Source organism: Paraburkholderia lebeckiae (assembly GCF_014201005.1).
Taxonomy (GTDB): domain Bacteria; phylum Pseudomonadota; class Gammaproteobacteria; order Burkholderiales; family Burkholderiaceae; genus Paraburkholderia; species Paraburkholderia tuberum.
This window is the reverse complement of record NZ_JACHDK010000002.1, coordinates 187598-210101: the sequence shown is the minus strand read 5'-3', so window position 1 is coordinate 210101 and position 22504 is coordinate 187598. Positions and strand designations below refer to the sequence as shown.

The 22504-nt window shown below is 63.0% G+C and carries 18 protein-coding genes, 1 tRNA gene and 1 pseudogene; 11 read left to right on the top strand and 9 right to left on the bottom strand.

Features of this window, described 5'->3' with window-relative positions; genetic code table 11:
- Positions 1-265: 265 nt before the first annotated feature.
- From lon to tig, 4 genes are all read right to left on the bottom strand, one after another.
- Complete coding sequence (gene lon / locus HDG39_RS04245) at positions 266-2686, bottom strand: endopeptidase La (protein WP_184003514.1); 2421 nt, start codon at positions 2684-2686, stop codon at positions 266-268.
- Positions 2687-2887: 201 nt separating this feature from the next.
- Positions 2888-4159, bottom strand: coding sequence for an ATP-dependent Clp protease ATP-binding subunit ClpX (clpX, locus tag HDG39_RS04240; RefSeq protein WP_018418079.1), 1272 nt, complete (start codon positions 4157-4159; stop codon positions 2888-2890).
- 196 nt (positions 4160-4355) lie between these two features.
- A complete protein-coding gene (gene clpP / locus HDG39_RS04235) occupies positions 4356-5009 on the bottom strand; it encodes an ATP-dependent Clp endopeptidase proteolytic subunit ClpP (RefSeq protein WP_013089401.1) in 654 nt (217 codons plus the stop codon).
- Between the two features lie 194 nt (positions 5010-5203).
- A complete protein-coding gene (gene tig / locus HDG39_RS04230; RefSeq protein ID WP_184003512.1) occupies positions 5204-6550 on the bottom strand; it encodes a trigger factor in 1347 nt (448 codons plus the stop codon).
- Positions 6551-6988: 438 nt separating this feature from the next.
- On the opposite strand from tig, the gene HDG39_RS04225 reads away from it, so the two are divergent.
- The 3 genes from HDG39_RS04225 to HDG39_RS04215 all read left to right on the top strand — a co-directional run bounded on the left by HDG39_RS04225 (position 6989) and on the right by HDG39_RS04215 (position 9054).
- On the top strand, positions 6989-8134 hold the full coding sequence (locus tag HDG39_RS04225) for a glycerate kinase (protein WP_184003510.1): 1146 nt from the start codon (positions 6989-6991) through the stop codon (positions 8132-8134).
- 64 nt (positions 8135-8198) lie between these two features.
- Positions 8199-8675, top strand: a complete 477-nt coding sequence (locus HDG39_RS04220; RefSeq protein WP_184003508.1) for a MarR family winged helix-turn-helix transcriptional regulator — start codon at positions 8199-8201, stop codon at positions 8673-8675.
- A 91-nt stretch (positions 8676-8766) separates the two neighbouring features.
- The gene (locus HDG39_RS04215) at positions 8767-9054 is read left to right on the top strand and encodes a hypothetical protein (RefSeq protein ID WP_018418083.1); all 288 of its coding nucleotides are present in this window, start codon (positions 8767-8769) and stop codon (positions 9052-9054) included.
- A 147-nt stretch (positions 9055-9201) separates the two neighbouring features.
- Here HDG39_RS04215 and HDG39_RS04210 read toward each other — a convergent pair.
- Positions 9202-9288 (bottom strand) — tRNA-Leu (locus HDG39_RS04210).
- Between the two features lie 241 nt (positions 9289-9529).
- Here HDG39_RS04210 and HDG39_RS04205 point away from each other — a divergent pair.
- A complete protein-coding gene (locus HDG39_RS04205) occupies positions 9530-10366 on the top strand; it encodes a squalene/phytoene synthase family protein (RefSeq protein ID WP_184003506.1) in 837 nt (278 codons plus the stop codon).
- 35 nt (positions 10367-10401) lie between these two features.
- Here HDG39_RS04205 and HDG39_RS35590 read toward each other — a convergent pair.
- Positions 10402-10912 (bottom strand): annotated as a pseudogene (locus HDG39_RS35590) (DUF1800 family protein); the annotation flags it as partial.
- Between the two features lie 194 nt (positions 10913-11106).
- Positions 11107-11433 carry a hypothetical protein gene (locus tag HDG39_RS04190; RefSeq protein WP_184004169.1) on the bottom strand — a complete coding sequence of 109 codons (327 nt, stop codon included), beginning with the start codon at positions 11431-11433 and terminating at the stop codon, positions 11107-11109.
- A 227-nt stretch (positions 11434-11660) separates the two neighbouring features.
- Between HDG39_RS04190 and ompR the strand changes: the two genes are divergently transcribed.
- From ompR to HDG39_RS04175, 3 genes are all read left to right on the top strand, one after another.
- On the top strand, positions 11661-12395 hold the full coding sequence (ompR, locus tag HDG39_RS04185; protein ID WP_006048917.1) for an osmolarity response regulator transcription factor OmpR: 735 nt from the start codon (positions 11661-11663) through the stop codon (positions 12393-12395).
- 43 nt (positions 12396-12438) lie between these two features.
- Positions 12439-13788: an ATP-binding protein gene (locus tag HDG39_RS04180; protein ID WP_018418086.1), complete on the top strand. Its 1350-nt coding sequence runs from the start codon at positions 12439-12441 to the stop codon at positions 13786-13788.
- Between the two features lie 76 nt (positions 13789-13864).
- The gene (locus HDG39_RS04175; protein ID WP_184003504.1) at positions 13865-14413 is read left to right on the top strand and encodes a peroxiredoxin; all 549 of its coding nucleotides are present in this window, start codon (positions 13865-13867) and stop codon (positions 14411-14413) included.
- 34 nt (positions 14414-14447) lie between these two features.
- On the opposite strand, the gene ispF is transcribed toward HDG39_RS04175, so the two are convergent.
- Both ispF and ispD read right to left on the bottom strand, forming a co-directional pair.
- Positions 14448-14927 carry a 2-C-methyl-D-erythritol 2,4-cyclodiphosphate synthase gene (gene ispF, locus HDG39_RS04170; RefSeq protein WP_184003502.1) on the bottom strand — a complete coding sequence of 160 codons (480 nt, stop codon included), beginning with the start codon at positions 14925-14927 and terminating at the stop codon, positions 14448-14450.
- Positions 14928-15008: 81 nt separating this feature from the next.
- Entirely contained in the window at positions 15009-15722 is a 714-nt protein-coding gene (gene ispD / locus HDG39_RS04165; RefSeq protein ID WP_184003500.1) for a 2-C-methyl-D-erythritol 4-phosphate cytidylyltransferase, read from the bottom strand.
- Positions 15723-15843: 121 nt separating this feature from the next.
- Between ispD and mfd the strand changes: the two genes are divergently transcribed.
- The 4 genes from mfd to mscL all read left to right on the top strand — a co-directional run bounded on the left by mfd (position 15844) and on the right by mscL (position 22396).
- Positions 15844-19323, top strand: a complete 3480-nt coding sequence (mfd, locus tag HDG39_RS04160) for a transcription-repair coupling factor (RefSeq protein WP_184003498.1) — start codon at positions 15844-15846, stop codon at positions 19321-19323.
- 170 nt (positions 19324-19493) lie between these two features.
- Positions 19494-20726: an acetylornithine deacetylase gene (gene argE, locus HDG39_RS04155; protein ID WP_184003496.1), complete on the top strand. Its 1233-nt coding sequence runs from the start codon at positions 19494-19496 to the stop codon at positions 20724-20726.
- Between the two features lie 89 nt (positions 20727-20815).
- Positions 20816-21850, top strand: a complete 1035-nt coding sequence (locus HDG39_RS04150) for a threonine ammonia-lyase (RefSeq protein ID WP_184003494.1) — start codon at positions 20816-20818, stop codon at positions 21848-21850.
- Positions 21851-21949: 99 nt separating this feature from the next.
- Positions 21950-22396 (top strand): large conductance mechanosensitive channel protein MscL, encoded by a 447-nt coding sequence (mscL, locus tag HDG39_RS04145; RefSeq protein WP_018418093.1) that lies wholly within the window; start codon positions 21950-21952, stop codon positions 22394-22396.
- The last annotated feature ends 108 nt before the right edge of the window (positions 22397-22504 follow it).

Genomic DNA, 22504 nt, shown 5'->3' with positions numbered 1-22504 from the left:
GCCGGCGCGAACGCCAGGCCGCCTCATTAGAAACGGCCGAAACCCCTGTGTCAACCGGGGTTGAGCCTGATCGGCGTATTTTAGAGGGGCGCTTTTGTCACAGTATGTTGCAGTATGTTGCAGCGGAAAGACTGGCAATGCAGCCTGGCGACGAAGCCGCGCGGGCAAAAAAAACCCGCGGCTCTTGACCGCGGGTTTTCTGCTTCAGCGAACGACACCGCTGCGAATGCTTTGGCGTCCAGCGCATTCTGATGCGCATTGAATCTTAGTGCTTGACGACGTCCGTCGCGGCATCCTTGCCCGGCTCAGCCCCAACCGGCGCCGAGGGCTTCGGTTCTTCTTCCGGTAACGCCTGCGGTACACGTTCGAGCGCAAGTTCGAGCACCTTGTCGATCCAGCGGACCGGCACGATTTCGATCGCGTTCTTCACGTTGTCCGGAATCTCCGTCAAGTCCTTGACGTTTTCTTCCGGAATCAGCACCAGCTTGATGCCACCGCGATGCGCCGCCAGCAGCTTTTCCTTCAGGCCGCCGATTGGCAGAACTTCGCCACGCAGCGTGATTTCGCCCGTCATCGCGACATCGGCGCGCACCGGAATACCGGTCAACACCGACACCAGCGCGGTCGTCATCGCGATACCAGCCGAAGGACCATCTTTCGGCGTCGCGCCTTCCGGCACGTGGATGTGAATGTCCTGCTTCTCGAACGCTTCGTCCTTGATGCCAAGACGACGCGAACGCGAACGCACGACCGAGCGCGCCGCTTCGACGGATTCCTTCATCACGTCGCCGAGCGAACCCGTGCGGATCACATTGCCCTTGCCCGGCATCACCGCGGCTTCGATGGTCAGCAGATCGCCGCCCACTTCAGTCCACGCGAGACCCGTGACCTGGCCCACCTGATTTTCCTTCGCGGCCAGACCGAAGTCGTACTTGCGCACGCCGAGGAACGTGTCGAGGTTGCTGCCGTCGACCTTCACCGCGCCTTCCGCCTTCTTCAGCAGAAGCATCTTCACGACCTTGCGGCAAATCTTCGAAATTTCACGCTCGAGCGAGCGGACGCCCGCTTCGCGCGTGTAGTAACGAATGATGTCGCGGATCGCAGTTTCCGTCACATCGACTTCGCCATCCTTGAGGCCGTTGTTCTTCTTCTGCTTCGGCAACAGATAACGCTGCGCGATGCTGACCTTCTCGTCTTCCGTATAACCGGACAGACGAATCACTTCCATCCGGTCGAGCAGCGGCGGCGGAATGTTCAGCGAGTTCGACGTCGCCACGAACATCACGTCCGACAGATCGAAGTCGACTTCGACGTAGTGGTCGGCGAACGTGTGGTTCTGTTCCGGATCGAGCACTTCCAGCAGGGCCGACGACGGATCGCCGCGGAAATCCTGACCCATCTTGTCAACTTCGTCGAGCAGGAAGAGCGGATTGCGCACGCCGACCTTGGTCAGGCTTTGCAGAATCTTGCCCGGCATCGAACCGATGTACGTGCGACGGTGGCCACGAATTTCGGCTTCGTCACGCACGCCGCCCAATGCCATGCGCACGAACTTGCGGTTCGTCGCGCGCGCGATCGACTGACCGAGCGAAGTCTTACCAACGCCCGGAGGCCCCACGAGGCACAGGATCGGCGCCTTGACCTTGTCGACACGTTGCTGGACCGCGAGATACTCGAGAATACGTTCCTTCACCTTCTCGAGACCGAAGTGGTCTTCGTCGAGCACGCGCTCCGCATTCGACAGGTCGTTGTTGACCTTGCTCTTCTTGCGCCACGGCAAGCCGATCAGCGTGTCGATGTAGTTGCGCACGACCGTCGCTTCCGCCGACATCGGCGACATCAGCTTGAGCTTCTTCAGCTCGGCGTCGGCCTTCTTCTTCGCTTCCTTCGGCATGCGGGCGGACGTGATGCGCTTCTCAAGTTCTTCGAGATCCGCGCCTTCTTCGCCTTCGCCGAGTTCCTTCTGGATCGCCTTGACCTGTTCGTTCAGGTAGTACTCGCGCTGACTCTTCTCCATCTGACGCTTCACGCGCCCACGGATACGCTTTTCGACCTGCAGGATGTCGATCTCGGCTTCGAGTTGCGCGAGCAGATGCTCGAGCCGCTCGATCACCGGGAACATCTCGAGGATGTGTTGCTTCTGGTCGAGCTTGAGCGGCAAATGCGCCGCGATCGTGTCGGCGAGACGCCCTGCCTCGTCGATACCCGACAGCGAGGTCAGGATCTCCGGCGGGATCTTCTTGTTCAGCTTCACATACTGGTCGAACTGCGACACGATCGCGCGACGCAGCGCTTCGGTTTCAGCGCTGTCGGCGTGGTCAGGTTCGAGCGGCATGACTTCGCACGAGAACTGCGTTTCCTGTTCTTCGATGGAAAGCGTCTTCGCGCGCTGCAAGCCTTCGACGAGCACCTTCACGGTACCGTCGGGCAGCTTCAGCATCTGCAGGATGTTGGCGATACACCCTACTTCGTACATGTCCTTTTCGGTCGGCTCATCTTTCGCAGCCGTCTTCTGGGCGACGAGCATGATGTGCTTGCCGCCTTCCATTGCTGCTTCGAGAGCCTTGATCGACTTCGGGCGGCCTACGAAGAGCGGAATCACCATGTGCGGGAAAACGACTACGTCGCGCAGCGGGAGCAGCGGCAGCGTAATGCGTTCCGGCGGGAGGAGTTGGGTTCCTGACATTTCATTTCCCCATGAGTGGAATCAGTTCGTTCGATAGGTGAGGCCAGCAGAAAATATTGCAAGCCTCCGCGTGTGGGAAAAGTTCAGTGACTCCGAAGGTTTAGTGACTCCATAGTTGAGAACAACCAGCCTGACCACACGATAAACGAAAAAGCCGTTCACGTCGCCATGAACGGCCTTTTTGCACAACTCGAAAGCCGATCAGTTCGAACCCGCGACCTTCGGCGCGTCTTCGTAGATCAGCAGGGGTTTGCCGTCGCCGTCGATAACGTTGTCGTCGATGATGACCTTGCTGACACCTTTCATTTGCGGAAGGTCGTACATCACCTCGAGCAACGCCTGTTCCAGAATCGAACGCAGGCCCCGCGCGCCCGTCTTGCGGCGGATCGCCTTGCGCGCCACGGCCTGCAACGCGGCCGGACGGATTTCGAGCTCGACGCGCTCCATGCTGAACAGCTTGTGATACTGCTTGACCAGCGCATTCTTCGGTTCAACGAGAATCTTCATCAGCGCCGCTTCGTCGAGCTTGCCGAGCGTGGCGACCACCGGCAGACGGCCGATCAGTTCCGGAATCAGGCCGAATTTGATCAGATCTTCCGGCTCGACTTCGCGCAGCACTTCGCCGGCGTCGCGGTCCTGCTTGCTCTTCACGCTCGCGCCGAAACCGATGCCGGTCTTCTCGGTGCGATCGACGATGACCTTCTCGAGGCCGTCGAACGCACCGCCGCAGATGAACAGGATGTTGGTTGTATCGACCTGGATGAAGTCCTGGTTCGGATGCTTACGGCCACCTTGCGGCGGCACCGACGCCATCGTGCCTTCGACCAGCTTCAGCAGAGCCTGCTGCACACCCTCGCCCGACACGTCGCGTGTAATGGACGGGTTGTCGGATTTGCGACTGATCTTGTCGATTTCGTCGATGTAGACAATGCCGCGCTGGGCCTTGTCCACCTCGTAATTACAATTCTGCAGCAGCTTCTGAATGATGTTCTCGACGTCTTCGCCGACATAGCCGGCTTCCGTCAGCGTGGTCGCGTCGGCAATGACGAACGGCACGTTCAGAAGGCGAGCGAGCGTCTGCGCAAGCAGCGTCTTGCCGGAGCCGGTCGGGCCGATCAGCAGGATGTTGCTCTTGGACAGCTCGATTTCATCCTTCTTGTCGAGATGCTTGAGGCGCTTGTAGTGGTTGTAGACCGCGACCGCGAGGATCTTTTTCGCGCGCTCCTGACCGATCACGTACTGGTCGAGAATTTCGCGGATTTCCTGCGGGGTCGGCAGATCGGACTTGGACAAGCCGGCCTCGATGCCCGCACCTGCAGCCTCGTCACGAATGATTTCGTTGCACAGATCGATACATTCATCGCAGATGAATACCGACGGGCCAGCAATCAGTTTTTTGACCTCATGCTGGCTCTTGCCGCAAAACGAGCAATACAACAGCTTTTCGCTGTTAGAACCTTTCTTGTCCGCCATAGATGTGTGAGCCTCCGGACACCGGATTACATAATACGCCGTTTGCCCCCACCACGCAGTTTGGGCGCGGCAGGGCTAGTGAGCACGATAACGGCGCTTGCCGCAGACGCCCGGACGGAAGTTGAACATTCACAACCGACCCGATGACGGTTTTGCCGCAACAGTGGGCAAAACAGCAGGGCAAAACCGTACCAGATCAGGGACGCTTGTGCGCCACCTGGTCGACGAGGCCGTACGCCTGCGCGTCATCGCCGGACATGAAATTGTCACGATCGGTGTCACGCGCGATACGTTCGACGGGCTGACCGGTGTGGTGCGCGAGCAGATGATTCAGCCGATCCTTCAGGTACAGGATTTCACGCGCCTGGATTTCAATGTCCGATGCCTGGCCGCGCGCGCCGCCGAGCGGCTGATGAATCATCACGCGCGAATTCGGCAGCGCGAAACGCTTGCCCTTCGCACCGGCCGCGAGCAGGAACGCGCCCATGCTCGCCGCAAGCCCCATGCACAGCGTCGAGACGTCCGGCTTGATGAACTGCATCGTATCGTAGATCGCCATGCCGGCAGACACGGAGCCGCCCGGACTGTTGATGTAGAAGTAGATGTCCTTGTCCGGATTCTCGCTTTCGAGAAACAGCATCTGCGCAACCACCAGATTGGCCGTCTGGTCGTTCACTTCGCCCACGAGGAACACGATGCGTTCCTTCAGCAGACGCGAATAAATATCATAGGAGCGCTCGCCCCGGCCGCTCGTTTCCACGACGATCGGCACCAGACCGAGTGCCTGCGCTTCGAGATCCCGGGACGACTGGGAGGTCAACGTGTCCAGCATTTGGGCGCGAAAGGTCATGCAATGGATCCTTGTCTGGAAATATTCTGAATGTTAGCTGCTGGACACAGGTTGGTGCGACGAGCCCGTATTCAAGTGCTGTCTTCGTGTGCGCCGCACGACCGGATCCGGTACGTCACACAGATTCATGACAGAAAAAAACGGCGTGCGGGCCGTCGGTCGCTCCGACAGCCGGCACGCCGTTCCAGCGACGCTTACGCTTGCGCCGTTGCGCTTGCCAGTTCCTCGAAGCTCACTTCCTTGTCCGTCACCTTGGCCTTGCTGAGGACGAAGTCGACGACGTTGGCTTCAACGACATACGCTTCCATCTCAGCAAGACGTTGCTGGTTGGAATAATACCAGCGGACGACTTCCTTCGGGTCTTCGTAGCTTTTCGCGAATTCATCGACTTCGGCACGGATCTGCTCCGGCTTCGCCTGCAGTTCGTTCGCCTTCACGAGCTCGGCCAGCACCAGACCCAGCTTGACGCGGCGTTCGGCCTGCTCCTTGAACATCGCGGCCGGGATCGGCGCGTCCTTCGCGTTCGGCACGCCGCGCTGTTCCAGATCCTGGCGAGCCATCACGACGAGGCGCTCCTGATCCTGCTCGATCAGCGCGTTCGGGACGTCGAGCTCCGAGATTTTGAGCAGTGCGTCCATCACCTGGTTCTTGACGATGGCTTGCGTGCGGCGTTTCGCTTCGCGCTCGAGGTTGTCCTTGATTTCAGCGCGCATCTTGGTCAGATCGCCGTCTTCGATGCCGAGCGATTTCGCGAATTCGCCGTCGACTTCCGGCAGATGCGGCCATTCGATCTTCTTCATCGTGATCGTGAATTGCGCCGTCTTGCCCGCCACTTCCTTGCCGTGGTAGTCGTCCGGGAACTTCAGATCGAATTCCTTCGCTTCGCCGACCTTCAAGCCGAGCGCCGCTTTTTCGAATTCCGGCAACATGCGGCCTTCGCCGAGGATGAAGCCGAAGTCTTCGGCGCTACCGCCCTGGAATGCTTCACCGTCGATCTTGCCGACGAAGTCGACCGTCACGCGGTCGCCGTCTTTGGCGGCCGTGTCCGCGCCGCCGTCGCCGTGCTCGCCTGCCTCGCCGCGGGCGTGGAAGTGCACGCGCTGTTTGCGCAGGATGTCCAGCGTGCGGTCGATTTCCGCTTCGCTGATGCTGGTCATGGTGCGCTCGATTTCAGCCGTGGCGACGTCGCCCAGCTTCACTTCCGGATACACCTCGAAGGTCGCGTCGAACGCGTAGCTGCCTTCCGCAGCGTCGATCTTCGGCGCGAAGCTCGGCTGACCCGCGACACGCAGGTTTTCCGTGCGGCTGATGTCGAAAAATTCCTTGCCGACCTTGTCGCTCAGCACTTCGGCTTCCACCTGGCCCGAATACTGTTGCGTCACCATCTTGAGCGGCACCTTCCCCGGGCGGAAACCCGGCATGCGCACGTTCTTCGCGAGTTGACGGATACGCGAATCCACTTCCTTCTGCACGGCATCCTTCGGCAGGGAAATCGTCACGCGGCGTTCGAGCTTGCCGAGGTTTTCAACAACGTTAGCCATGGCTTCAATCGTCCTAAAATTATTCGAGCGAATCAGTTATCTTCTCCGTGCTGCCCGTCGATGTCGCTTCGCATCGATTTGCGCCGATTGCATCGATCACGCACCTGCGCCGCGGGCTTGCAGGCCGTCGGCAGCACGGTTGAGTCCAAAGAGCCGAATATTTTAGCAAACTATTTGCGCGCCTAGCCGGGATTCGATGATTGCATCGAGTTTTCCCTGCATTCCGGGCGTTTTGAGGGCCGTTTTCGGTTAGTTTTGACACAGCGAGTGCGAGCGTCATGGCGGCGATCCCGCCTATGCCTTTCGACATATTCAGCCGACGCTCCCATGCTGATAAGCTAACGCACTCGGTCGGGCCGCCACCGCCGGTCACCAGCAGCCGGTCGCTTCATCCGCTCCAGCAACCGCTTACAACGACTCAAACGTCTCAGAGACACCATGCCGAATTCGTCGCCCTCGCCTGTCGTCGTCATCGCTCCCGATTCATTCAAAGGCTCGCTCAGCGCGGAACAAGTCGCACAGGCGATCGCATCCGGCATCCAGCGCGCACGCCCCGACGCCAGCGTGCGCATCTGTCCGATGGCCGACGGCGGCGAAGGCACGCTCGACGCAATGCTCACCAGCGGCGGCGAGCGCCGCACGCTTAGCGTGCGCGGCGCGGCCGGTCCGACGCGCGCAGCGCTGACAGGCCTGCTCACGGACGGCAGCGCCATCATCGAAACGGCGGAAATCGTCGGCATTACGGACCCCATCGGCATGGGCCTGCCGGTCGAGGCGCGCAGCACGCGCGGCATGGGCGAAGCGATTCGCGCGCTGCTCGATGCCGGCGTGCGGCGCTTTTTCGTCGCGCTCGGCGGCAGCAGTACGAACGACGGCGGCGCCGGCCTGCTGACCGGCCTCGGCTTGCAACTGTTCGACGCGCAAGGCAACGTACTCGAAGGCACACCCGAGCAGCTTGCGCGCGTGGCGCGGGTCCATGCGTCGCTGCTCGACGCGCGGCTTGCCGACACGCAGTTCGTCGGCATGTCGGACGTCGACAATCCGTTGACCGGCGAGCACGGCGCGACCGCGATCTTCGGTCCGCAAAAAGGCGTGAAGCCCGAACAGGTCGCACCGATCGACGCGGCGCTCGCGCGCTTCGCCGATCTGCTCGAAGCCGCACTGGGCCGCACGGCGCGTGACCTGCCGGGCGCGGGCGCGGCGGGCGGCCTCGGCTTCGCATTGCACATGCTCGGCGCGCAGTTCGAGCCGGGCGCGGAAACCGTCGCGCGGCAAATCGGCCTCGACGCCGCGCTCGCGGGCGCCGACTGGCTGATCACCGGTGAAGGCCGTTCCGACGTACAGACGCTGCACGGCAAGGCGCCATTCGTCGCGTGCGCGCACGCGCGCGCCGCGGGCGTGCCCGCCACGCTGCTGTCCGGCGCGGTCGACCCCGCCGCGCTGCCGCGTCTTGCCGAATACTTCAGCGGCTGCTTTTCTCCGGCGCCGGGGCCGATCACGCTCGACGTCGCAATTCGCGACGCGGCGCGCCTGCTCGCCAACGAAGCCGAGCAGCTGACGCGCCTGAAATACGGCGTGCGTTGACCCGCAAAACGGTTGCCCCCAACAATCACAGCGCCACGACCGTTCCACTCATCACGGGATGACCATGAAGGACTCCGCCAAAGCCGGGCTCGAGCAGTTCCTCACGTATCGTCTGCATGTGCTGAACAAACTGGCCGAGCGCGGCATCAGCGCGCGCTACGCGGCGAAGCTCGACGTGACGCTGCCCGAAGCGCGGGTGATTGCGTCGGTGGGATCGTTCGGACCGTTCTCGATCATGGAGTTGGCACGCCATGCCAATCTCGACAAGAGCCAGGCGAGTCGCGCGGCCGAAGCGCTGATCCGGCAGGGACTCGTGCAGCGCGAATCGAGCGCCGCGGACGGCCGCGTCGTGCTGGTCTCGCTGACGCAGGAAGGCCGCGCGCTGTATCGCAAAGTGATGCCGATCGCGCGCAAGTGGAACGGCGATATGTTCGACTGCCTCGACGAAGAAGAAAGGGCCGCGTTCGGCGCGGCGCTCGACAAGGTGATCCGTGCCATGAACGCGCGGGAGCGAAAGCGCGCGGCGAACCGCCGTGTTTGAAAAGCGCCGTTTCACGGCATTGGGCGGCGCGTGTCAAAATTGAGCCTCGGCCAACGCGCCTTCACCCTCTTTTTCATCCAGGGACGCTTCAGTGGACATCAACAAACAGATCGCGGCACTCACCGCGTCGGAACTCCAGACCGCCGGCGCGAGCCAGGCGACCGCGATCGCGGTCAGCGTCGTGCTGCGTCATCTTCGTTCGCCGGAACTGGCGAAACTGCTGTCGTCGGCATTTGAGAATCATCAGGCGGTGATGCTGCAAACGCCGTGGCCGGACCAGATGCTGCAGGCGTTCGAGTCGACGCGCCGTTTCCTCGAAGGCGCCGCGCAAGCGGAATTGCCGGGCTCGGAGGAAGCGCCGCGAACGCCGGGCGCCTGAGTCGCGCGGTCGTAATGAAAGTCAGCGGAGCAACACTGAGGCCTTTCAGAGGACCGCGCAAAAAAGAAAAAACCCCGTCGGTCCAAAGACTTGACGGGGTTTTTCTTGACTACCAACTTGACGGGGTTTTTCTTGACTACCAATAAGTGGTGCGAGGGAGGGGACTCGAACCCCTACACCCTTGCGGGCGTCAGGACCTAAACCTGGTGCGTCTACCAATTTCGCCACCCTCGCAGCCGGGTACGCCGCGATGCGTCGCGCCCGATTGTCCTGTGCACTTCCAGGCGAGCCTAACACGTGCCCGAAACGTGCCCGAAAGCGTAAGCGCGAGATTCTAACTGATTGATTCGCGCTTGTCTGCACCCGGCGGTATCTGCGCGCGCGACGCCGATGCTACAATTTTCGGCTCGTCGAGACCGGCGCCGCATCGGACGTCGGCGCCCTTCTCGCCAGTCCTTCCCCACACTCTCATCCCGTGAATTTCGACGACTATTGCCAGCAGAAAGCGGCGCCCCCAGGATCGAGCACCTACTATGCGCTTCGCCAGGCGCGCGCCGCCAGTCAGCCGCTGTTGACGGCGCTCTTCGCATTGCGTCGCGAATTCGAGGAAACGGTCAAGGAGACGAGCGATCCCGCGGTCGGCCGCACGAAGCTCGCGTGGTGGCAGAAAGAAATTGCCGCGCTGGCCACGGGCTCGCCGTCGCATCCGGTGTCCAAGGCACTCGCGGCCTATCTGCCCGACGCGCAGGCCGAATATCCGGCTCTGCAGGAACTGCTCGCGGGCTTCGAGATGGATCTCAACCAGGCACGCTATCTCGACTATCCGAACCTGCGGCGCTATGTGCATGGTGTCGGTGGCAATTTTGCGTCGCTGGTGTCGCGCGCGGCTGCAACCGGATCGGCCGACGATGCCGCGCAAGCGTCGGCGTGGGCCGCTCCGCTCGGCGAGGCGCTGATGCTCGCGCAGTTCGTCGCCGAAACCGGCAACGATGCCCGGCACGGCCGCATCTACGTTCCGATCGACGAGATGCAGCGCTACAACGTCACCGCCGCCGATCTGATCAATCGCAAATACACCGACGCTTTCACCGAGCTGATGCGGTTCGAAACGCATCGCGCGCGCGACGCGGTGCAGACCGCGCTCGCCGCGGTGCCCGCCAGCGCGCGGCGCGCGCAGCGCACGCTGCTCGCGCTCGCGGCGCTCGCATTGGCGTTGCTCGATGAAATCGAGCGCGACGGTTATCACGTGCTGCATCAACGCATCGCGTTGACGCCGATCCGCAAGCTATGGATCGCGTGGCGCGCGAAGTAGCCTGAGCGCCGGGCGCGTCGATTCGCGCCCAGTGCTCACGCCCGCAGCAACGGCAGCGGCTCGAACCGCTGCTGCAGAATCGCAGGCGCGTCCAACCCCCACCAGGGCCCGAGCACCGTCGCATAAAGCTGGCGAAAATCCACGCCGACCGGCAGGTTGCCATTCCCATCGAGCCGCGCAAGCATCGGCGGCACGCCAAACAAACCGCCCTGCACGCGCAGCGTCACCGCGATGTCATAACCGCTCGTGCGAAACTGCGCGGCGATCGGCTCGACGCGTGCCGGGTCCGGCGTGTCGAAGATGAACTCGCGCCAAAGCTTCGTCGTGACGAACGTCGCGGTCTCGGGCCGCGCGCCACACGTATGCCTGCATATCGGGATCAAGAGTCCAGCCGGTGTAGGCGCGTGCGGCCTCGACAACGTCGCGCTGCGTATAGCGCCCCTCGCCGAGCGTGAACAGCTCCATCACTTCGCGCGCGAAATTTTCATTGGGCTTGCGCGTGCGTTTGGACCCACCGTCGAGGCACAGCAGCATCGCCGGATCGCGCACCCACCACGCTCGTAAAAGTTCGTAACGCTGTCCACGCTCGTGAGTGGCGTGACATCGTGAGCCGAGGCGCCTATATGCACGAAGAAGCGCACCAAAACGCGCCGGTGCTGGCGACTCAACGGAGCAGCGGATCAGAGAGTGGACGCTGAAGATACAACAGGATTTTTCACGCGGCGATGCGCGCGCTGGGATTAACGCTTATACAACTCGCGCACGGCGTCTTCGATGTGCTGCCGTAACAGCCGACGCTCTTCGGGCGTCATATGCCCGTCGCGGCGACGTTGATCGAGATCAGGGGGAACCGCGGTGCGCAGCATCGCGTCAGAGGCAGGGTGATCGATGCTCGGGTTGTGGCGGCTGGTTCTGCCATTGCCCGAGCGGGGCGCATGCTCGCTCGCCGTTCTATCCGCGGACGGCTGCGCATGGGCGAGCGTCGGGCCCAGTGTGCCTGCGAGCGTACCGGCAACCGCCAGTGCAATCACGCTCAGGCGCACGTTTGGCCAAACCCCTCCCTTCATGTTGTTCCCTTCGTGGCGCGGCAACCGGCTACCTCAGATGCGTATACAAACCCCGGTAACAGCCGGGTGCGAGAGTTTTGTCGAGTGAAGTATCCACCGAACAGCCGCATTCAGTAAAGCAGTCTAAACGCGCATACTTTACGTCGCTCCACGCCGCGGGTAAATTTTGTAACCGACTGTAACCCCAGAAATGGTGTAACCGCGCACCACTTTCTAATCGCGCTAAGATGCCGACCATGGAAACCAAAAACCCTTCGAAAATCCTCGTCGTCGACGACGATCCACGCCTGCGCGATCTTCTGCGCCGCTACCTCGGCGAACAAGGCTTCAACGTCTACGTCGCCGAAAATGCGCCGTCAATGAACAAGCTCTGGGTGCGAGAGCGCTTCGATCTGCTGGTGCTCGATCTGATGCTGCCCGGTGAGGACGGCCTGTCGATCTGCCGGCGACTGCGCGGCAGCAACGACCGCACGCCGATCATCATGCTGACGGCCAAGGGTGAGGATGTCGATCGCATCGTCGGCCTCGAGATGGGTGCCGACGACTATCTGCCCAAGCCGTTCAATCCGCGCGAACTGGTCGCGCGCATTCACGCGGTGCTGCGTCGCCAGTCGCCGTCCGAATTGCCGGGCGCGCCGTCCGAGACCACCGAGGTCTTCGAGTTCGGCGAGTTCGCGCTGAATCTCGCCACCCGCACGCTGACCAAGGCCGGCCAGGAAATTCCGCTCACCACCGGTGAGTTCTCGGTGCTGAAGGTATTCGCGCGTCATCCGCGTCAGCCGCTGTCGCGCGAAAAGCTGATGGAACTCGCACGCGGCCGCGAATACGAAGTCTTCGACCGCAGCCTCGACGTGCAGATCTCGCGTCTGCGCAAGCTGATCGAGCCGGATCCGGGCAGCCCGCGCTTCATTCAGACCGTGTGGGGCCTCGGCTACGTGTTCATCCCCGACGGTGCAGCCTGAGTTTGTGCTCCGTTTTCGTTTCTGTGTCACATAAGAAGGGCCCATGCGGATCGACCGGCGCCTCCTGACGCTCGCGTTCGGCGGCCTTTTCTGGCGGACCTTTCTGCTGATCGCGCTGTTGATCGCAGTCAGCCTCGCCGCGTGGTTCCAGAGCTTTCGCGTGATCGAGCGTGAGCCGCGCGCGCAACGCGTGGCTCTGCAACTCGTCGCGATCGTCAAGCTAACGCGCACCGCGCTCCTCTATTCCGATCCCGACCTGCGGCGCGCGCTGCTGCAGGATCTGGAGAGCAATGAAGGGGTGCGCGTGTACCCGCGCGAAGCCACCGACAAATACAAACTCCAGCCCGACGAATCGTTGAATCGCCTGATCGAGCACGACATCCGCGGCCGTCTCGGCGACGACACCATCATCGCGCAGAGCGTCAACGATATCAACGGCGTATGGATCAGCTTCAAGATCGACGACGACGATTACTGGGTCGCGCTCGACCGCGATCAGCTCGACAACGCCACCGGCCTGCAATGGGCCGGCTGGGGCGTGTTCGCGCTAGCGCTGTCGCTGTTCGGAGCGGCGTTCATCACGAGTCTGGTAAACCGGCCGTTCGCGCGTCTGGCGATGGCCGCGCGCCGGGTCGGCTCGGGGCAATCGCCCGAGCCGCTGCCCGAGCGCGGCATGGGTGTGGCCGCCGAAACCAATCGAAGCTTCAACCAGATGGTGCGCGACCTCGAACAGCTCGAGGCGGACCGCGCGCTGATGCTCGCGGGCATCTCGCACGATCTGCGCACGCCGCTCGCACGGCTGCGGCTCGAGACCGAAATGAGCCCGTCCGATCAGGCCACCAAGGACGCGATGGTCGACGACATCGAGCAGATGGACATGATCATCGGCCGCTTCCTCGACTACGCGCGTCCCGTGCAGCGTGTGCCGGAACCGGTGGACCTCTCGGTGATCGCGAGCGAACTCGCCGCACGCATGCAAAGCGAGGACAGCATGCGGCTGATCACGCGGCTCGCTCCGTCGGCGGTGATCGAGGCCGATGAAACCGACATGCGTCGCGTGGTCGGCAATCTGCTCGAGAACGCGCGCAAATATGGCCTCAGCGACGGCGACGGTGTGCCACACGTGATTCTCGAAACGCGCGTGTCGCACTCGCGCGTCGAACTCTCGGTGGTCGACGAAGGTCCCGGCATTCCCGAAGACCAGCTCGCGCTCGTCACGCGGCCGTTCTATCGCGTGAATTCGGCGCGCACCCAGGCCAACGGCACGGGCCTCGGCATGGCGATCGTGCAGCGGCTCGTCGCCCGTTATCGCGGCGCGCTGCGGCTGCGCAACCGCTCGCCCGGACCAGGGCTTGAAGTGACGATCGAGTTTCCACTCGCGAAAAGCGCGTGAGCCGACGACGCGCGGCACCGCGCGCCGTCGCCATTCGAAACATGCCGCTTGTTGCGACTACCGAAGGAGCCTTTGCATGAAAACCGTTGGCGATAAACTCGAAGCGTTCACCGTCATTGCCGCCAAGCCGGGCTTCAACCATCACGAAGAACACGGCGTCTCGGCGTTCGAATACATCACCGAGCAGTCGTTTCCAGGCAAATGGAAAATCATTTATTTCTATCCGAAGGATTTTTCGTTGGTCTGCCCGACGGAAATCGTCGATTTCAGCAAGCTCGTCAAGGAGTTCGAGGACCGCGAGGCCGTGCTGCTCGGCGGCAGCGTCGACAATGAATACGTGAAGCTCGCATGGCGCCGCGAGTACAAGGAGCTCGACAGGCTCAACCACTACTCGTTCGGCGACGTGAAAGGCGAGCTGATCGACCAGCTCGGCGTGCGCGACAAGGAAGCGGGCGTCGCGCTGCGCGCGACCTATATCGTCGATCCGGACAACACGATCCAGCACGTGTCGGTCAACAATCTGTACGTGGGACGTAATCCCGAAGAAGTGCTGCGCATCCTCGACGGCCTGCAAACGGACGAGCTGTGTCCGAGCAATCGGGCGATTGGCGGCGCGACGCTGTAAGCGGCACCGCCCGTCACCCAAACAAAAATCCCGTTCAGCTCCTGACCAACAACACCGCGGCCTGCGCCTCGATGCCCTCGCCGCGGCCGAGATAACCGAGCTTCTCGTTCGTCTTCGCCTTGACGTTCACGCGCTCGATCGGCAGACCGAGGTCCGCCGCGATATTGGCGCGCATCCCGTCGATATGCGGTGCGAGCTTCGGCGCCTGCGCGATCACGCTGCTGTCGACGTTGCCGATCGCAAAGCCGGCCGCCTTCACGCGCGCCACGCATTCGCGCAGCAGCACGCGGCTGTCGGCGCCGGCGAACTTCGCGTCGGTATCCGAGAAGTGGCGGCCGATATCGCCCAACGCGGCCGCGCCAAACAGCGCGTCGGTGATCGCGTGAAGCAGCACATCCGCGTCCGAGTGACCGAGCAACCCGCGCTCGTACGGAATCGTCACGCCGCCGATGATCAGCGCGCGCCCCGGCACCAGCGCATGCACGTCGTAGCCTTGCCCAATTCTGAAATCCATGTGCGTCACGTCCTCAAGTGCTGAAGGTTTTAAAGCCTCTTTAAAGCCTTTCTAAATCTTTCCAATGTGCCAGGCGCGGTATCACGAACCGGCGGGGCGGCTCAGAATCGCCTCGGCCAGATCGAAATCTTCCGGATACGTGACCTTGAAGTTACGCAGGCTGCCTTGCACGAGCTTCGGTGCGTGGCCCGACCATTCGATCGCGCTCGCCTCGTCGGTCAGATTGTGGCCGTCGGCCTGCGCGCGCAGGATCGCCTCGCGCAGCATGCCGATGCGGAACATCTGCGGCGTCTGCGCCTGCCACAAGCCGTCACGCGCTTCGGTATGGGCGATGCGGTCATCGGCCGACGCGCGGTCGATACGCTTCAAGGTATCGGCGACCGGCAACGCCATGATGCCGCCGACCGCATCGTCCTTGAGCGAACCGATCAGCGTACGGATCAGCGCCGGCGTGATGCCCGGCCGGGCCGCGTCGTGCACGAGCACCCAGTCGTCGTCGTGGGCACCGAACTCGGCGAGCGCGTGCAGACCGTTGAGCACCGACGCCTGGCGCGACGCGCCGCCCACGCGACGCACCGCGAAGCGCAGATTGCCGAAGCGGCGGGCGTCGAAGTGCTGGTCGTCGGGCGCGATGACGACTAGCGTCTGCGTGAATTCGCTGCACGCGTCGAACGCGGCGAGCGAGTAATGCAGCATGTCGCGGCCGGCGACAGTGCGATATTGCTTGGGCATCGCGGCGCCGGAACGGCTGCCGGTGCCCGCGCACGGGATCAGGGCAAAGAGACGGGAAGTCACGAGTGCGGATGCCGCCAGGTCAAAGTAAAGGACGGATTTTATAATACGTCCTTCGCATCCACGCCCGTACACGCGTAAACTTGGCCGTCGCGTGAGCCCCGAGCCGCCCTTTTTTTCCTTTATGCCAGACATCGCCGCATCCTCGCAGTCCTCCCCGCCCGTCGCGCTCGTCAAGGCCGGCCAGCGTTTCGCCTTCGACGGCACGCGCGGTTCGTCCGACGCCCTGCTGATCGCCCGCTACCATCTCGCGTATCGCGAGAAGATGCCGCTGCTTGCTGTGGTCTGCGAAAGCGCGGTCGACGCGCAGCGGCTGTCGCAGGAAATCGGCTTCTTCGCGCCGGACGCGCGCGTGCGCCTCCTGCCCGACTGGGAGACGCTGCCGTACGACACGTTTTCACCGCACCAGGACCTCGTGTCCGAGCGACTCGCGACGCTGCACGATCTCGGCGAAGGCCGCTGCGACATCCTGCTCGTGCCGGCCACGACGGCCTTGTACCGGATGCCGCCTGCATCGTTTCTGGCCGCCTACACGTTCTCCTTCTCGCAAGGCGAGCGGCTCGACGAAGCGAAGCTGAAGGCGCAGCTGACGCTCGCCGGCTACGAGCACGTGAGCCAGGTGGTGCGTCCCGGCGAATATTGCGTGCGCGGCTCGCTGCTCGATCTGTTCCCGATGGGCTCGCCGCTGCCCTACCGGATCGACCTGTTCGACGACCAGGTCGACTCGATCCGCGCGTTCGACCCCGACACGCAGCGCAGCGTCTATCCGGTCAAGGACGTGCGCCTGCTGCCGGGCCGCGAATTCCCGTTCGACGAGGCCGCTCGCACCGCATTCCGCAGCCGCTGGCGCGAGACTTTCGAGGGCGATCCGAGCCGCGCGTCGATCTATAAAGACATCGGCAACGGCGTGCCGTCGGCGGGCATCGAATACTATCTACCGCTGTTCTTCGAGGAGACGGCCACCCTCTTCCATTACTTGCCCGACGGTTCGCAACTCGCGTTCGTCGGCGATCTGGACGCGGCGATCCGGCGCTTCACCAATGACACGAAGCAGCGCTTCAATTTCCTGTCGCACGACCGCGACCGGCCGATTCTCGAACCGCAGAAACTGTTCCTGTCGGATGAGGATTTCTTCACGTTCGCGAAACCGTTCGCACGGCTCGTGCTGCCCACCAACGGCGACGGCGCCTGGTCGATCGCGCTGCCGAACCTCGCGATCGATCGTCACGCCGACGATCCCGTCTCGGCGCTGCGCGCGTATCTGACCACGACGCCGAACCGCGTGCTGTTCGCCGCCGAATCGGCGGGCCGCCGCGAGACGCTGCTGCAACTGCTCGCCGACAACCAGCTGAGGCCCGCCTCGGCCGACAGCTTCGCCGACTGGCTCAAGAGCGACGCGCGTTTCTCGCTCGGCGTCGCGCCTCTCGCGAACGGCTTCGCGCTGCCGGGCGACGGCATCGCGATCATCACCGAAACCGAGCTGTACGGGCCGCTCGCGCGCCGCGCGGGACGCCGCCGCCAGGAACAGGCGAGCAACGTCGATTCGATGGTGCGCGATCTGTCCGAGCTGAAGCTCGGCGACCCGGTCGTGCATTCGCAGCACGGTATCGGCCGCTACATGGGTCTCGCGACGATGGATCTCGGCGAAGGCGAAACCGAGTTCCTGCACCTCGAATACGCGGGCGACAGCAAGCTCTACGTGCCGGTCGCGCAATTGCACGTGATCTCGCGCTATAGCGGCGCCGATCCGGAAAGCGCGCCGCTGCATTCGCTCGGCTCGGGCCAGTGGGAAAAGGCCAAGCGCAAGGCCGCGCAGCAGATCCGCGACACCGCCGCCGAGCTGCTCAACCTGTACGCCCGCCGTGCCGCCCGCGAGGGCCACGCGTTCGCGCTCGAACCGAAGGACTACGTGAAGTTCGCCGAGAGCTTCGGTTTCGAGGAAACGCCGGACCAGGCCGCCGCGATCGCTGCCGTGATCGGCGACATGACGAGCGGCAAGCCGATGGACCGGCTCGTGTGCGGCGACGTCGGCTTCGGCAAGACCGAGGTCGCATTGCGCGCGGCGTTCATCGCGGTGATGGGCGGCAAGCAGGTCGCGCTGTTGGCGCCAACCACGCTGCTCGCCGAACAGCACACGCAAACCTTCAGCGATCGCTTCTCCGACTGGCCGGTGCGCATCGCCGAGCTATCGCGCTTCAAGTCGACCAAGGAAGTGAACGCGGCGATCCGGCAGATCAACGAAGGCGCGGTCGACATCGTGATCGGCACACACAAGCTGCTGTCGTCCGACGTGCAGTTCAAGCGGCTCGGGCTCGTGATCATCGACGAAGAGCATCGCTTCGGCGTGCGTCAGAAGGAGGCGCTGAAAGCGCTGCGCGCGGAAGTCGACGTGCTGACGCTGACCGCGACGCCGATTCCCCGTACGCTCGGCATGGCGCTCGAAGGTCTGCGCGATTTTTCGGTGATCGCAACGGCGCCGCAAAAGCGCCTCGCGATCAAGACCTTCGTGCGGCGCGAGGAAACCAGCGTGATTCGCGAAGCAATGCTGCGCGAGTTGAAGCGCGGCGGCCAGGTCTACTTCCTGCACAACGAAGTCGAGACGATCCAGAATCGCCGGCAGATGCTCGAAGAGCTGGTGCCCGAAGCGCGCATCGCGGTCGCGCATGGACAGATGCACGAGCGGGAACTGGAGCGGGTGATGCGCGACTTCGTCGCGCAACGCGCGAACGTGCTGCTGTGCACGACGATCATCGAAACCGGCATCGACGTGCCGAGCGCGAACACGATCCTGATCCACCGCTCCGACAAGTTCGGCCTCGCGCAATTGCATCAGCTGCGTGGCCGCGTCGGCCGCTCGCATCACCAGGCGTACTCGTATCTGCTCGTGCACGATCCGCAGGGGCTCACCAAGCAGGCGCAACGGCGGCTCGAAGCGATCCAGCAGATGGAGGAACTCGGCTCGGGCTTTTATCTCGCGATGCACGACCTCGAAATTCGCGGCACCGGCGAGGTGCTCGGTGACAAGCAGTCGGGCGAGATTCACGAGATCGGCTTCCAGCTTTATACCGACATGCTCAACGACGCGGTGAAGGCGCTCAAGAACGGCAAGGAGCCAGACCTCACCGCGCCGCTCGCCGCGACCACCGAGATCAACCTGCATTCGCCGGCGATCCTGCCGTCGGACTATTGCGGCGACGTGCAGGAACGTCTGTCGCTGTACAAGCGCCTCGCGAACTGCGAACACAACGATTCGATCGACGGCATCCAGGAAGAGCTGATCGACCGCTTCGGCAAGCTGCCGCCGCAGGCGCATGCGCTGGTGGAGACGCATCGACTGCGGCTCGCCGCGAAGCCGCTCGGCATTTCGAAGATCGATGCCGGTGAAGCGGTGATCGGCCTGCAGTTCATCCCCAATCCGCCCGTCGACGCGATGCGGATCATCGAGATGGTGCAGAAGCACAAGCACATCAAGCTCGCGGGTCAGGACAAGCTGCGTATCGAAACGCGCAGCCCGGATCTCGCGGTGCGCGTCGCGACCGTCAAGGAGACCTTGCGCGCGCTCGGTTCGCCGAGCCGCGGCACGGCGATGGCGCCTGCTCGCTGAGCGCGGCACGCTGCGCGCACAGGCTCGTGAAAGCCGCAAAAAACGGGGGGACGTCCCCCGTTTTTTGCATCGATGCTGCGCTGCGCCAACGCGAGCCCGGCTTTTTGGACATCCTGACGAAAATGCAATTTGGGATATGATCGATAGACACAAAACGCTGGAGTCATGTCATGTCTCACGTCGCTGAAACAGCGCAATCGTTGCAGTCGTCCGCCTCCTCCACGTCCCCCGCTTCTCCGATATCTCTGCCCTGGGTCACGCGTCTCGTGTCGATGGACACGGTGAGCCGCAATCCAAACCTCGGCCTGATCGAAACCGTGCGCGACGAGCTGCGCGCGGTCGGTATCGAAGCAACGCTGACGCATGGCAAGGGCGGCAAATGGGCGAACCTGTTCGCGACCATTCCCGCGCACGACGGCGAAACGAACGGCGGCGTCGTGCTGTCGGGCCACACCGACGTCGTGCCGGTGGACGGCCAGCAATGGGACAGCGATCCGTTCAAGCCGGAGATTCGCGGTGACAAGCTCTATGGCCGCGGCACCTGCGACATGAAGGGCTTCATCGGCGTGGCGCTCGCGCTCGTGCCGGACATGCAGCGCACGAAGCTCGCGAAGCCGATCCACTTCGCGCTGTCGTTCGACGAGGAAGTTGGCTGCGTCGGCGCGCCGCTTCTGATCGCCGATCTGATGAAGCGCGGCGTGAAGCCGGACGGCTGCATCGTCGGCGAGCCGACCAGCATGCGCCCGATCATCGCGCACAAAGGCATCAACGCGTATCAGTGTTGCGTACGCGGCCAGGCCGCGCATTCGTCGCTGACGCCGAAGGGCTTGAACGCGATCGAGTACGCGGCTCGCCTGATCTGCTACATCCGCGACATGGCCGACCAGTTCCGCGCGCAAGGCCCCTTCGACGAACTGTACGACGTGCCGTTCAGCACCGCGCAGACCAGCACGATCACGGGCGGCAACGCAATCAACACGGTGCCGGCCGAATGCCAGTTCCAGTTCGAGTTCCGCAATCTGCCGACGCTCGATCCCGAGCAGATCTTCGCGCGCATCGACAGCTACGCGCGCGAAACGCTGCTGCCGAAAATGCTGCGCGAGCATCCGTCGGCCGCGATCGAGATCACGAAGATCGCCGCGGCGCCCGGACTCGATTCGTCTGAACAGGCCGCGATCACGCAGCTCGTACGCGCGTTGACGGCCGACCAGGACAAGCGCAAGGTCGCATACGGCACCGAGGCCGGCCTGTTTTCGAACGCGGGGATTCCGAGCATCGTCTGCGGCCCCGGCGACATCCAGCAGGCGCATAAGGCGAACGAATTCGTCGAGCTCGCGCAGCTCGTCGCGTGCGAGCGCTTCTTGCGCAAGTTCATCCACAGCATGTCGGTCGAGGCCGCTTAGCCCGTTTCGTTGCAGCGGCGCGCAGTCGCAGTGAACCTGCGCGCCGAGCCACGGGTCTCAGCGACATCGACGACTCCGGAGCGACCGCCATGTCCAGCGCCATGCCGCAGCACACGGATCACACGATCGACGGTGAGCCGATCCCCACGCTCGACGACATCGCCGCGCAGCACTTCACGTTGACGCCGTGGGTCGCGCGCACGCCGGTGTTCGACCGGCTCGACTTCTCGTCGCTGCGCGGCACCGTCGTCAATTTCAAGTTCGAGCTGCTGCAGGCGGGCGGCAGCTTCAAGGCACGCGGCGCCTTCACGAACCTGCTCGCGCTCGACGACGCGCAGAAGAGCGCGGGTGTCACCTGCGTGTCGGGTGGCAATCACGCGGTGGCGGTCGCCTATGCGGCGATGCGGCTCGGCGTCAGCGCTAAGGTCGTGCTGTTCAGCGCGGCGAATCCGGCCCGCGTCGCGTTGTGCCGCGAGTACGGCGCCGACATCGTCTATGCGGAAGATCTGGCCGAAGCGTTCGAACTGGTGCGCCGCGTCGAGGCCGAGGAAGGCCGCTATTTCGTGCATCCGTTTAACGGCTATCGCACGGTGCTCGGCTCGGCGACGCTCGGCTACGAATGGGCCACGCAAACGCCCGACCTCGAAGCGGTGATCGTGCCGATCGGCGGCGGCGGACTCGCGGCCGGGGTCTCAACCGCGCTGCGGCTCGCGAATCCGAACATGCACGTGTACGGCGTCGAACCCGAAGGCTCGGACGTGATGAGCAAGAGTTTTGCCGCCAACCATACGGTCAGAATGGGCCACATGCACAGCATCGCCGATTCGCTGATGTCGCCGCATACCGAGCAATACAGCTACGAGCTGTGCCGCCGCCATGTCGATCGGATCGTCACCGTGTCCGACGACCAGTTGCGCGAGGCGATGCTGATCCTGTTCAATCAGCTGAAGCTCGCGGTCGAGCCGGCTTGCGCGGCCGCCACGGCCGCATTGCTCGGACCGCTGCGCGAACCATTGCAGGGCAAACGCGCGGGCGTGCTGCTGTGCGGCGCCAATATCGACCCAGTCAGTTTTGCCGCGCATCTGGAGCGCGCGCGCCATAGCGAGTCACAGTTTCCTCATTAGCGACGCGCAGCAAATGCGCTTGTCGCCTTGCGGCTAAAGCACTAGCCTATCCGCTTCAGGTTGGTATGATTCGGCTATTCATATCAGGGAGGTGTATGTATGAGCATGATCCAGGAATTTAAAGAATTTGCCCTCAAAGGCAATGTGATGGATCTGGCGGTCGGTGTGATTATCGGCGGCGCGTTTTCCACCATTGTCAATTCCGTGGTTAAAGACCTGATCATGCCGGTTGTCGGGGTCGCTACCGGCGGCCTCGATTTCTCCAATCTGTTCGTTCGCCTGGGCCATATTCCGGCCACTTACAAAGGCAACCCCGAATCATATAAAGACCTGCAGACGGCTGGCGTGGCGGTGTTCGGTTACGGTTCGTTCATTACCGCGACGATCAACTTCCTCATTCTCGCGTTCATCATCTTTCTGATGGTCAAGTTCATCAACAAACTGCGCAAGGAGCCGCAACCTGCACCGGCGGAGCCGCCGCCGACGCCGGAAGACGTGCTGCTGCTGCGCGATATCCGCGATTCGCTGAAGAACCAGCAGCGTTAATCGTCGAATCGAGCTCGGGTTGGGCGGCCTGAGCCAGTGAAATCAAAAGGCCTGTTGCGATCGGCGTCGCAACAGGCCTTTGTATTTTCACGCCGCTTTCAGCGCGCT

Excerpts from the sequence above, each read along its gene's own strand:
- mfd (WP_184003498.1), top strand. The coding sequence starts at position 15,844 with ATGCCAGACATCGCCGCATCCTCGCAGTCCTCCCCGCCCGTCGCGCTC.
- HDG39_RS04150 (WP_184003494.1), top strand. The coding sequence starts at position 20,816 with ATGTCCAGCGCCATGCCGCAGCACACGGATCACACGATCGACGGTGAG.
- ispF (WP_184003502.1), bottom strand. The coding sequence starts at position 14,927 with ATGGATTTCAGAATTGGGCAAGGCTACGACGTGCATGCGCTGGTGCCG.
- HDG39_RS04220 (WP_184003508.1), top strand. The coding sequence starts at position 8,199 with ATGAAGGACTCCGCCAAAGCCGGGCTCGAGCAGTTCCTCACGTATCGT.
- HDG39_RS04180 (WP_018418086.1), top strand. The coding sequence starts at position 12,439 with ATGCGGATCGACCGGCGCCTCCTGACGCTCGCGTTCGGCGGCCTTTTC.
- clpP (WP_013089401.1), bottom strand. The coding sequence starts at position 5,009 with ATGACCTTTCGCGCCCAAATGCTGGACACGTTGACCTCCCAGTCGTCC.
- HDG39_RS04225 (WP_184003510.1), top strand. The coding sequence starts at position 6,989 with ATGCCGAATTCGTCGCCCTCGCCTGTCGTCGTCATCGCTCCCGATTCA.
- ompR (WP_006048917.1), top strand. The coding sequence starts at position 11,661 with ATGCCGACCATGGAAACCAAAAACCCTTCGAAAATCCTCGTCGTCGAC.
- clpX (WP_018418079.1), bottom strand. The coding sequence starts at position 4,159 with ATGGCGGACAAGAAAGGTTCTAACAGCGAAAAGCTGTTGTATTGCTCG.
- HDG39_RS04190 (WP_184004169.1), bottom strand. The coding sequence starts at position 11,433 with ATGAAGGGAGGGGTTTGGCCAAACGTGCGCCTGAGCGTGATTGCACTG.
- argE (WP_184003496.1), top strand. The coding sequence starts at position 19,494 with ATGTCTCACGTCGCTGAAACAGCGCAATCGTTGCAGTCGTCCGCCTCC.
- tig (WP_184003512.1), bottom strand. The coding sequence starts at position 6,550 with ATGGCTAACGTTGTTGAAAACCTCGGCAAGCTCGAACGCCGCGTGACG.
- HDG39_RS04175 (WP_184003504.1), top strand. The coding sequence starts at position 13,865 with ATGAAAACCGTTGGCGATAAACTCGAAGCGTTCACCGTCATTGCCGCC.
- lon (WP_184003514.1), bottom strand. The coding sequence starts at position 2,686 with ATGTCAGGAACCCAACTCCTCCCGCCGGAACGCATTACGCTGCCGCTG.
- mscL (WP_018418093.1), top strand. The coding sequence starts at position 21,950 with ATGAGCATGATCCAGGAATTTAAAGAATTTGCCCTCAAAGGCAATGTG.